This is a genomic window from Microcystis sp. M109S1 (genome assembly GCF_020247025.1).
In the GTDB taxonomy this organism is placed as follows: Bacteria; Cyanobacteriota; Cyanobacteriia; order Cyanobacteriales; family Microcystaceae; genus Microcystis.
In genome coordinates, this window is sequence record NZ_JADBRW010000040.1 from 1 (window position 1) to 11,972 (window position 11,972).

Here is an 11,972-nt window from a genome sequence, read left to right on the forward strand (position 1 = left end):
AAATGGGTGAGAGTTTAGCTTCTCAGGGAGCTTCGATCGAACTTAAAAAGGCATCTTGCCGCAGTTCGGGAACCTTCAAAGAAGATTCTCGACCCATTACATTGTTCGCCAATTCCGAGTTAAATTGGCGGATTAAAAGCCGCCTGGACTTAAATAACTGGGATTTTCCTGTAGGGAAGTATCGAAGGGATTGGGTAAATCTTGGGTGCGAATTAAGGGGCCGGACTGTTGCTGTTGCATGACATCATAGTATAAAGTTTCGGTCAATTTGGCATCCCGGGTAATCATATTATCGAAAGATGGGCAGCATGGCCATTAATCAACTCCGCAGTCAAAAAATTAATCAATGGGTGCGTTAACAAAGCGTAACGCACCCCAAAGAAATTACACCGAAGTTAAGGTTTTCTCCGCGCTAATTTGCGCTTCGGGACTATCCGCTTCCGAGGGGGGAACCACTTGCCAGAATTGACCGAGATAGCTATCCCAATTAGCTAAAATTAACTTACCTTTGGGGCTATTAGTGCGTTCTACATGGGCCTCAATTAAAGATTTTAACTGTTCAGCGCCAGCAGCCGTGCCAACCCGTTGAATCTTGACAATTTCGGGGTTAAGTTTCTCCGGTAGGGATTGGTCGAGGATATAAGCTAATCCCCCTGTCATCCCGGCGCCGACGTTGCGACCGACGGAACCAAGCACAACAATTACCCCCCCGGTCATATATTCACAGAGGTGATCCCCGGCCCCTTCGATAACTGCTTTCGCGGTGGAATTGCGGACAGCAAAACGTTCACCAGCGCGACCATTCGCGTATAATACCCCACCGGTGGCCCCGTAGAGACAGGTATTACCGATGATAGCGTTATCTTCGGGCTGATAGTTGGCGTTTTGGGGCGGTAAGATGACAATTTCGCCGCCGTAGATGCCTTTACCCACATAATCGTTAGCTTCTCCCTCTAAATGGAGATTGACACCGGGTAAATTAAATGCTCCGAAACTTTGACCAGCTGCACCCTGGAAATTGAGCTTAATTTTGCCTTCAAAGCCGTCATTACCGTATTTTTGGGCAATTATCCCCGCAATTCTCGCCCCCACGGAGCGATCGGTATTGACAATCCTGTAGGTTTTGCTGACGGTTCCCTGTTGCTCGATCGCCCGTTTAATCTCGCTATCTGCTAGAATCTCGTCATCGAGGACAGCACCGTTACTATGTACTTCCTCGTGCTGCAACCAAGAGCGGTCTCGGCCATCGGGTAAATTTAACAAACAATCGAGATTGAGAGATTCTGTCTTAGTTAAACGAGCATCGGAGCGCACTTTTAACAGATCTGCTCGGCCAATCACCTCATTTAAACTGTGATAGCCTAATTTCGCTAATAATTGCCGCGTTTCCTCAGCTACCAAAGTGAAGAAATTGACCACATGAGCGGGAATTCCCGAAAAACGAGCGCGGAGACGTTCCTGCTGGGTAGCGACTCCCACAGGGCAATTATTCGTGTGACAGACGCGGGCCATGATACACCCCTCGGCAATCATGGAAATGGAACCAAAACCGAATTCCTCCGCACCCATGAGAGCAGCCATGAGGATATCCCAACCGGTTTTTAGTCCCCCATCCGCACGCAAAATCACCCGATGACGCAGTTGATTTTCCATTAACATCCGATGCACTTCCGTCACTCCCAATTCCCAGGGACTACCCGCGTGTTTGATCGAACTTAGGGGTGATGCACCTGTACCACCATCGTGACCAGAAATCTGGATAATATCAGCGTTAGCTTTGGCAACTCCGGCCGCAATTGTGCCGATACCGATCTCAGCCACTAATTTGACGGAAACTTTGGCCCGGGGGTTAATTTGGTGTAAATCGTAGATTAATTGCGCTAAATCTTCGATCGAGTAGATATCGTGGTGAGGAGGGGGAGAAATCAAAGTTACTCCCGGTTTCGATCGCCGTAACATGGCAATATAGGAACTGACTTTTTTCCCGGGTAATTGACCTCCTTCTCCCGGTTTTGCTCCTTGGGCCATTTTAATCTCTAGCTGTTTTCCACTCATTAAGTATTCGGGAGTGACTCCAAAACGTCCCGAAGCTATCTGTTTAATGGCAGAATTAGCCGTATCACCGTTTTTTAAGCCGTTTAGATGGGGCATAGTCACGGAATGTCCTTCTACATCCACATCGCTTAAGCTGGTGTAACGGATCGGATCTTCTCCCCCTTCTCCGGAATTGGACTTACCTCCGATGCGATTCATTGCGATCGCTAGGGTTTCGTGTGCTTCCCGTCCCAAGGCACCGAGGGACATTCCCCCTGTGCAGAAGCGTTGCAGGATACTTTCGATCGATTCTACTTCCTCTAGGGGAATCGGTGCGCGATCGCTGTTAAATTCTAATAGATCGCGCAATGCAGTAACGGGTCTTTGCTGTAAGATTTGACGATAGGTTTCGTAATGGTCATATCCCTGTCCGTTGGAGTGAGCAGCCACTGCTTTATGGAGTGCTTTCGCCATTTCTGGCGAATTCATGTGGTATTCTCCCCCCGGACGGTAGTTGACAAAACCGTAGTTTTCTAGTTTTTTGGCCGTAAGATTGGGGAAAGCTTGACTGTGGAATGCGATCGCTTCTTGTCCCACCTCCGCAATGCTTAAACCCCCGACGCGACTGGTAGTACCGTTAAAAGCTAGTTTAACTAAATCTGCCGATAATCCGATCGCCTCGAAAATTTGCGCCCCATGGTAGGAAGATAGGAGAGAAATACCCATTTTCGAGAGGATTTTCAGTAATCCTGCTTCTACGGATTTGCGGTAATTAATTAGGGCTTTTTCGAGGCTAATAGCTTCTAATTTGCCGTTTTCCATCAATTTCTGCGTTTTTGGCTCGATCCACCACTGGGCGATCGTTTCTAACGCAAGATAGGGACAGACTGCGGAAGCGCCATAACCAATTAGACAAGCGAAGTGATGGGTACTCCAACATTGGGCCGTGTCGATAACGATCGAAGCTTTTAAACGCAAGTGCGAGCGAATCAGGTGATGATGGACTGCACCAACAGCTAATAAGGGGGGAATATAGCTAGTTTTTTCGTCAATAGGAGCAGTTCTGTCACTGAGAATTAAAATTTCCGCTCCCGATTCTACTTTCTTGGCGGCCTCAGCGCACAAATTAGCGATCGCATTTTCTAATCCCCCCGGTCCGGTGGTCAGATCATAAAGGGTAGAAAGTTCGGCTGTTTTGTAGCTAGAGGTTTTAACTTTGGCTAATTCAGCATTATTGAGCAGGGGAGAGTCTAATTTCAGTAAATGTGCGTCATCAACCCCTAATTTAAGGATATTGCCCCGTCGTCCCAGATACATAGTCAGGGACATGACTAAACTTTCCCGTAAAGGATCGATGGGAGGGTTAGTAACTTGGGCAAAACGTTGTTTAAAGTAATCGTAGAGAAGATGGGGTTTACTGGAGAGGACCGCTAGGGGAGTGTCATCACCCATACAGAAAGTCGGTTCTTTTCCCTGTTCTGCCATGGGGACGATAATCATATCCACATCTTCGGCAGTATAACCGAAAGCGGTTTGCCGGGGAAGGAGATTACTAGGAGCGGGAATGTCGATCGCTGTTTCTTTGTCAATAAAGGTGCGTTGGGATTTCACCCATTCACCGTAGGGATTAGATCGGGCAATTTCCTGTTTAATCTGCCAATTACGCTTAATTTCGCCTTTTTCTAGGTCCACTGCGATCATTTGACCAGGGCCGAGACGACCTTTTTCGATAATGGTGGTTTCATCAAGGGGAATAGTTCCCGCTTCCGAGGAAACGACGATATAACCCGTGTTAGTAATGCTATAACGGGCCGGTCGCAAACCGTTGCGATCTAAACAAGCGCCGACGATTCCCCCGTCACTGAATACCAGTAAAGCTGGACCGTCCCAGGGTTCCTGTAAACCGCTATAGTATTCGTAAAAGTCGATAATTTCGGGATAATCCTGTAAATCCGGCTGATTATTGTAGGCCTCCGGCACTAGGATCATAGCTGCTTCTAGGGGACTGCGACCGGTTCTCACCAATAATTCTAGGGCGCTATCGAGGTTATAGGAGTCGCTGTTAGCGGGGTTAACAATGGGAGTCAGGGATTGTAATTCTTCGTGGGTCCAACCTTCCGTTTCTAAAGCGGGTTCCCGGGCCGACATCCAGTTAATATTGCCTAAAAGGGTGTTAATTTCGCCGTTATGACCCAATAAGCGCATCGGTTGAGCGAGAGGCCATTTCGGTTGGGTATTGGTGCTAAAACGTCGGTGATAAATGGCGAATTGACTGCTATAGGCGGTATTTTGCAGGTCTAGATAGAATTCTCGCAGGATTTCGCCCCGTACCATGCCTTTATAGACAATGGTGCGACAGGAAAAGGAACAGAAATAGAAATCATCGGCCAGTTGCTTACCGACTTCAGAACGGGCAATATAGAGTAGGCGATCGAATTGAGAACCGGCTAAATCGGGGGAAGTAACCAGAATTTGCTCGACAAAGGGTTGATTTTCCCTTGCTTGTCGGCCGAGGGTTTCAGGACGGACGGGAACGGTACGCCAGCCTAAAATCTTAATATTATATTTATTGACAATTTCCTCGATATGTGCTTTAGCGTCGGCGCGTTCCCGGTTTGCTTGGGGAAGAAAGACCATACCCACCCCTAGACGCTCAGATTCTGGCATATTTAAGCCATTTTCGGCGAACCAAGGAGCGAGGATAGCTCTAGGGATAGCGGTCATTATACCAGAACCGTCACCGGAATCCTGATCGGCGCTGCAGCCTCCCCGGTGTTCCAAACAACCTAAGGCTAAAAGTGCCTGTTCAATCAGTTGATGGCTGCCAGAACCGCGCACATCGGCAATAAAACCGACTCCGCAAGCGTCCCGTTCCTCTACGAGCCATGGGAGACCCCAATAGGGATCGATTTGGTGTATATTGTCGGTTTTTAGGTTATTTTGTTGCGCCATAGAAGTTATCCTTAGGGTCGTTGTCTAGAAGGGTGGGATAGTTGGTCTGCTGAAAGGGTCAATCTAGAATAGAATTTTTTTTGATCTTGCCGTTTCGATTGTCGCTGATTTTTCCTAATTTTTGCCTGTTGCCGTCTTTATCTTGGCCGGTCTGAGGAATCACAGGTGATCTACCATGATATAGTAGCTCTTAGGAATTGTCATCGAAAATCCCCTAGGCAGGATGGGGGTGAAACATCCTGTTAGGTGTTTGTTTGGGCAGAATATTCTCAGATTATCAATGCTAAGACCCAGATTTAAACCGCAGACACGGGTGTTTTTAGTCCTGAGCGAATATTTTAGTTAAAAGTCCTTCTATTCTAGATTCTGCCGCTTTTAAGTTAGACAGTTGGGGATGCTTGGGAGAGGAGACTTTTGTAGTCAGACTTTGGAGAATTGGTCTAAAAAGTATCTTTATATGTTGCAACAACCTAACAAAGATCTGTTATAAGACTGAATAGAACTGAGGTTAATTTAGGTTCAAATATAGGGCAGAAGTCATCGACAGGACAGAATAAAGCGTCTATCCTAAGCATAGGGCGAGACAGCTGGATGGTGTTCTGTTTTTCAGCATATCATCTCTCCCTTTCCCTATCCCGAACTCAGATTGTGTGGAGCTTTCAAGACAGGATCGTGATTAATCCCCATATTTTGGCCAGCCAGTATCCTAGGGTCACAAAAGCGCCAACTTTGCAATGATTTTAGTATTTTATCGCAACTTCAGCAAGTTGATTGGCTCTTCTCGTTTCCGTAAGCAAGAAGAATGGCTCTTCTGGTTTCTGTGTGGAAACGAGGTCTATACTGATAGAATATCCGCAAAATAGCCCTAAAAGTCTTGCCCGATAAGCATTTCACGATTCCATAAGCAAAAATTATCACACAAAGTCGAGAAGAGCCGAAGAATAGGGATAATTTTCTGGGAATATAGTCTGCAAAGCCTTGCCGAAAAAGACTCCTACGAATGATAAGCACTGATTATCACACAAAGTCGAGGAGAGCCAGTTGGATTATATTATGTAGATGTCCATTGCTTGAGAAAAAATCGACGATATAGGTTATATTTTGACTGGAGTTGGTTGATTGTAACGAAGACTAAAATGGTGATCCTATGGAGAGATATAATAAAATGCGCTTTTGGGTGTGTATAGTAGCTACTATTGTAATAGGGGGCTTGTGGACTACATTACTGGAATTAACATCCCCCGACTTTCCCATTCGGTCTAGTATACTGATTTTTCTTGGCTCTGGATTAATTACTTGGCTAGTCACCAGCCCTAAATTTTTTCGCCGTTTTGTGGGAGAAGCCACACCAGAGTCACTGGGCATAATTAGAATTATTACCTGTGGAGTGTCATTAATATTAATAATTGGCATTGAAGATATGCCGAGCAGTGCTTGGCTTCCAGAGGGTATGCGCTATCCCCTCGGTGTCATCGGTTTATTTGAGCAATTACCTGGTTTTGATAATTTTGTCAGAAGTTATAACAGCCTACAAATTTTGGATTGGTTAACGGGATTAGTTTTATTTTTAGCGATTATAGGTTGGCGAACAAAAATTATAATTCCGTTGGCATTTTTCTGTTGTTTGCTTGTCGGAGGTATTCTACGTCAATACAGTCACTTTTTTCACACGGGATTAATTCCTATTTATCTGTTGGCTATTCTCTCTTTTACTCCTTGCGGCGATGGTTTATCAATTGACCGTCTCTGGAAAGAGTATCGAGGTCAAGCGGTACCAGTTCTTCATCGTAACGCACCTGTCTATGGCTGGTCTCGTTATGCCTGTTGGGTTGTTATTGCTATCCCGTATGTTATGGCTGGACTTAGCAAGCTTCGTAATGGTGGTTTGATGTGGTGGGGAGCAGATAATATGAGATTTCAACTGTATAGCACCGCCTTGGCTCCAATGCAGTTTGACTTTTCTTTAGCAGTACACTGGAATCATGCCCCTGATATTGTTTTTGCCTTGTTAGGTTTATTTGGAGTCGGTAGTGAATTAGCCTATGGAGCGGTACTTTTTTCACGAAGAGCGCGCTGGATTATTCCTCCCCTCATGGCGATGATGCACATCGGCATTTTGTTTTTCCAAGACATTTTATTTCTCGATCTGATTCTCTTGCAATTAATTTTCGTGGACTTCGATCAACTCCGCCCAGCGATCGCTAATTGGTACGCATCCCATCAAAAACCTATAACCATAATCTATGATGGTTTAGCTCCTACCTGTTGTCGAAATGTTCGTGTTCTCAAGTTTCTGGACATTTTTGAGCAACTTCAGTTTCAGGATTTTAGCCAGCTAGATTTAGATAAATATAATGACCAGCATAGACTAAACTTGGAAGAAATTGTTCTGACAGATAGGATCAATATTATCAGTCAAGACCACTGTTATCGAGGATTTTCTGGATGTAAATTTATTGTTCTAGCTCTGCCTTTATGCTGGGTATTGACTCCCTTTATATTCTTGCCAGGGTTATCATTTTTAGGCGAAAAACTGTATCAATTGAGCTTGTCTAACCCACCATCTTCTACTAAGAAGATAGCGAATCGAGAACTGCACGCTTTTTGGCAAGGTTTTGGTTATCCCCTGTTAATTTCTATCGTCACTGTGGGTTTAATAAGTTCTTGGGCGGCGCAACTAGAATTCTATCCTTTTACAGCCATGCAGATGTTTTCTAAGGGCAATACCTCAGGTATTGTTCGTTACCATAAAGTCTTAGCTCACTATGATTCTGGTGTAATTGCTCGCTCCTATCTCGAAAAAATTATTCCTGCCTTGTATGATACTCGTTACCGTAGAACTCTACGTCGGTGCTTGTCAGAGAACCCAAAAGATATTCAAGTTTGTGAAGAATTGTTGACAACTGCTGGTATTATCTATAACAATAAACATAATACCAACGATAAAATCAAACAGCTTGAAGTCCAGTTATGGGAATGGGATTTCCGTAAAAATCCCTCAGATTCTCAAAAAGGAAGTATGGTTCAAAGGCGGTTTATTCAAGTTAATTAGAAAAAGTGGCGTTGCTGATTTGAGATATGAATCTTTTTTTGTGGTATTTTTAAAACCTAGACCCAAACTAACTTTTGGATACGATGCACAGTTGGCATTCATACCTTGATTCAGCAACGCCTACCTCCTTAGGCATTGAGAATAAATAAACTTTACAGATAAAACTCCCTCTACCCTTTTGAGAAAAGGTGAAACATGATTAAGTGTAAAACTTATTTATGCTTACTGCCTTACTCTCCCGACTTTGCCCCGATGGAAAATTTTTGGTCAAAAATCAAGTCTATCTTAAGAAAATTAAAACCGAGAACTTATCGAGAGCTAGAGGAAGCCTGAGAAGAGGCTTTTAAGCAAGTCTCGGAAAAAGACCTTCGTAATTGGTTCGCACACTGTCGCTATTGTACCTCATCCATCTGAAAGACGCTGTAAGTCAAGCATTCTTTGCGAAAATATTAAAGATTTTCTGAGTAGCAAAGATCACTAAAATTAGAGCAGTAAGCGATAAAATACTAGGCAAAAAAACTGAATAAGCTTGGATATATCTTGGTATAGGTCGTGCTACCAAAATAGTTAAAAAAGTCCCTCCTAAAAAGAAAAGTATTCCTGTCATGGTTATAGAAGATAGCTCGGTAGGTATAGGCAATAAAAACTTAAGATCACTTGAACTAAATTTGAAAATACTGATAATTTTAATCAACACAAAAATAACTATAGCAGCGATTATTACTAAAAAATTATACCCCAAAATAATTATTAAGAAATCAGAAAAATTGAATCCCCGCCACAACAATAGACCATAAATAATCAACAGAGATGAGCTAATAATTGCTAAAACAGAAATTGGTGATTCCAGAAAAGCTGGTTTCTCTAAGTAAGTAATGCCGATAATTTTAAGTAAAAATAATAAACACAGTAAGATTATAGCAAAGGTAATAATTTTGGCGATATAACTCAAAAATACATCTTGATATGCCAAGCTGTTTAAAGCCACTTTTAGACTGTTATATATCCATTTAAAATAGAGGCGAGGGTGAATTTTTATAATTGATAGAGATAAATCTTTTAGAGAGTTATTAACAATCACGGGATTGTCTCCATACATATTTTTAGCCACTTTAATGGCAGCTCTCCAACAATTAAAGCTATAACAGTATCCCCATTGAGAGTAGGTAGCTTTTGAGGCAGGAATAAGACATGGCGACATATTTTCATGGTTGTTAAACGGTTCATCTATAGCTTGAGATAATTGCTCGGGACTCATATTTTTTAGTTGCTCACGCCAATCCACAATCGCTTGGGCTAATTGTTGCTGTTCCACAGGTAATTCTGGGATTATGTCAGCTGTCAACATTTGGGTGGTAATGCCACTAAGACTATATCCAGCAAAGGAAACAACTCCTGATGTATTCACTAAAGAAGTGCGGAGAATATTAAATAAGAGATAAGGAATAAAACAGGCAATTAAAACCTTGATTACTATGTTTCTGTAAAAGTTATTTCTTACTCTATGGTGATAATTAAAAAAGAATACTAGAACAAAAGTGAGCAGAGGTACTAAAGGAATGAGAAAGAGAAAGGAAGGTCGAGTCTGGTAGGTTAAGAAGGTTCTTCGTTACTTGTTATGGTTCGATAGGAGGGCATAAATCGACTATATCCTTATCTGGCAAGAGATTTAATTGATTAGTTCGCTCTAGATAAAAAACAATTGACAAAAATCGCCAAATGCCTTTCTATATAAGGGTTACATCCCTTATAACCCCCGTCCATTACATAACACAAACCGAAGAGCCAAACTATATCGATCGAGGAATTAAAACTAAAATTGACGTAACTAGGTGAATCATCAGATATATATAAGTTGAAACGATCTTGAAATTGAAAGTATAGAAATACAGAAACTGCGTAAAACCAATAGATTAGAGAAGCATTTGTAATTATTTTTATTACCTTACTTTTCATGGTTCATCTCCATTTATTTGACAAATTAAACTACTTTACAAAAATTAATTTAGGTTTCTTCAACTTCTTCCAGAATAAATTAACAACAACAAAAATGTTTAGTAGGGAAAAGGCGGAAAATAAAGGCATACCCGGGAAAGAATAGCGCATATGCACCAACAGTAAACTTGCATCCACTAAAGAATATAAAAGCAAGCGAAGGAAATTAATCACAATAATAAACAAGAGAATAAATACATAATTAGATAATAAGGGTGATTTATGTTTACTACAAAAGTAGTATATTAGTAAGAATACTATAGAAATTATCCCGATGGTATTGATAATATAAATAGCTCTAGTTATCACTTTAACTAACAGTAATCTTATTCCACTAGGCCGTTCTTTTCCCGTCCAAGCTGCACGACGATTAGCTACCTTATTAAAGAGGGTAATACTTGCCTTGGGATCGTCCACAAGAAAAATTTTTTCTACTTCTGAAAAGGGAGGATAGAGAAATTTAGTGATAACTTTTATAGAAGAGTCCTTAAGGTAGGGCAACCAAATCCCAAAATTAGGATCTAGATAGCTAAAACCAAAAGCTTTTGTTGGTAAAAGACGATTACGAAAAGCAGTTTTTAACTCTTGATTAATTTCGGTAAATTTTTGATAAACTTGCCGAGTAGTTACCGACCTAGGATTAACAGGGTTGATACTATCACGCACAGCATCTGCTAACAGCCAGACTGTAAATTTACCGCGAATTTCTTCTTTAGGAAGGAAAGGTTCTAGGGTTTTGAAGCTGGGACTAACTTGATAAGCTGCTTCTAACTGTGCTGGATTAATAGGAACCTGTCTGACTGGAGTACCAGCATCTATTTTCATTAATCCTGTATACATACCCTTAAAACTAGGTGCATTCCACAAACTTACCCCTGGCACACCCAAGAAAATTGAGTTAAGTGAGACTATGGCAAAATTTACCATAATGAAGACTAACAGGGGTAAAAATACTAAAAAACAAGACTGTTGGATTTTTTCTCTTAATTTCCACTGAGGCTTGGTTAAAAACATAATTGGAATTAAACTTAACATATAGATGTATTCAATTCCTTTTTCTGGTCGAGTAATGCCGATAAATCCGAGGGTTAATCCAGCCAAACAGGAATAAATGATTTTTTCTGATATTTTTTTCTTGAACAACAAAAATATGATCAACGCAATCAATATATTAAACAAGGAAACCGTTATTGCTTCGCTTCTCGCATCATTAAAAAATCTGAAAGTCAGAGGATAGAAAATTAGCAAAGAAAAAACTAAAACACAGACAATTTTCGGTACTTTTAGTAAGCGAATAGAATAAATCAATAAAAACACTGAAAAAATGTAAAATAGTTCGTGGAATATTCGCAGGGGTATCCCCGTAAAACTAACTAGCCAAACAAATAAGGAATAACCTGGGGGATGGCCTAAATTTAAGATACCAATTCCATCGGAAAACCAAACCGCTCTTTCCGCACGACTTAGATAATTCTGGGGATCACTGGGAGAGGCCACTATTTCACTGGTTCTCGTTAAGAATAGTTTAATTAAACAAATTAAAGTCAAAATAACTGGAAAAATTTTCGACACGACTTGACACTTAATCTCTACTATATCTTTACTTATCATAGTTTTTATACTTAACCAATAGTTCATTTAATACCTCTCCAAATTGTCGCAAAAAATGCTGATTATACCGATATTTATTATCAAGTTCGTTTATCAATCATGTCTGCTAAAAGAGCAAACATTCCTGTTTGGGTTGCCGCTATTAATAGCAGGAGAGTTCTTTCTGTGAGATCTTCATGAACAAAAATATGGCTCTTCGTTACCCTTTATGCTAAATCAACAGACAAGATGCCAAGACAACATACTTCTAACCCAAAAATTCCGAAAGTTTCTAAAGCCATAGCCTCTCCGTTTTATTAGTTTAAGTTTATTGTTGATTCCCTCGACC

General features: G+C 41.4%; 5 protein-coding genes and 2 pseudogenes. 2 read left to right on the top strand and 5 right to left on the bottom strand.

Annotation, left to right across the window (positions count from 1 at the left end; translation table 11 throughout):
• Window positions 1–132: 132 nt before the first annotated feature.
• Window positions 133–297, bottom strand: a pseudogene (locus IM322_RS01640) (porin); the annotation flags it as partial.
• Between the two features lie 87 nt (window positions 298–384).
• On the bottom strand, window positions 385–4,986 hold the full coding sequence (gene gltB / locus IM322_RS01645) for a glutamate synthase large subunit (protein ID WP_287676833.1): 4,602 nt from the start codon (window positions 4,984–4,986) through the stop codon (window positions 385–387).
• A gap of 1,210 nt (window positions 4,987–6,196) precedes the next feature.
• Here gltB and IM322_RS01650 point away from each other — a divergent pair.
• Both IM322_RS01650 and IM322_RS01655 read left to right on the top strand, forming a co-directional pair.
• On the top strand, window positions 6,197–8,038 hold the full coding sequence (locus tag IM322_RS01650) for a DCC1-like thiol-disulfide oxidoreductase family protein (RefSeq protein WP_287676836.1): 1,842 nt from the start codon (window positions 6,197–6,199) through the stop codon (window positions 8,036–8,038).
• Window positions 8,039–8,260: 222 nt separating this feature from the next.
• A pseudogene (locus IM322_RS01655) lies at window positions 8,261–8,452 on the top strand (IS630-like element ISMae26 family transposase); the annotation flags it as partial.
• Window positions 8,453–8,465: 13 nt separating this feature from the next.
• Here the strand turns inward: IM322_RS01655 and IM322_RS01660 are convergent.
• The 3 genes from IM322_RS01660 to IM322_RS01670 all read right to left on the bottom strand — a co-directional run.
• A complete protein-coding gene (locus IM322_RS01660) occupies window positions 8,466–9,353 on the bottom strand; it encodes a hypothetical protein (protein ID WP_287698947.1) in 888 nt (295 codons plus the stop codon).
• Window positions 9,354–10,024: 671 nt separating this feature from the next.
• Window positions 10,025–11,671 carry a hypothetical protein gene (locus IM322_RS01665; RefSeq protein ID WP_287713081.1) on the bottom strand — a complete coding sequence of 549 codons (1,647 nt, stop codon included), beginning with the start codon at window positions 11,669–11,671 and terminating at the stop codon, window positions 10,025–10,027.
• A 189-nt stretch (window positions 11,672–11,860) separates the two neighbouring features.
• A partial coding sequence (locus IM322_RS01670; RefSeq protein ID WP_071784045.1) for a transposase occupies window positions 11,861–11,972 on the bottom strand: 112 nt, incomplete at its 5' end.

Coding starts and splice junctions, on each gene's coding strand:
- gltB (WP_287676833.1), bottom strand. CDS start 4,986: ATGGCGCAACAAAATAACCTAAAAACCGACAATATACACCAAATCGAT.
- IM322_RS01665 (WP_287713081.1), bottom strand. CDS start 11,671: ATGAACTATTGGTTAAGTATAAAAACTATGATAAGTAAAGATATAGTA.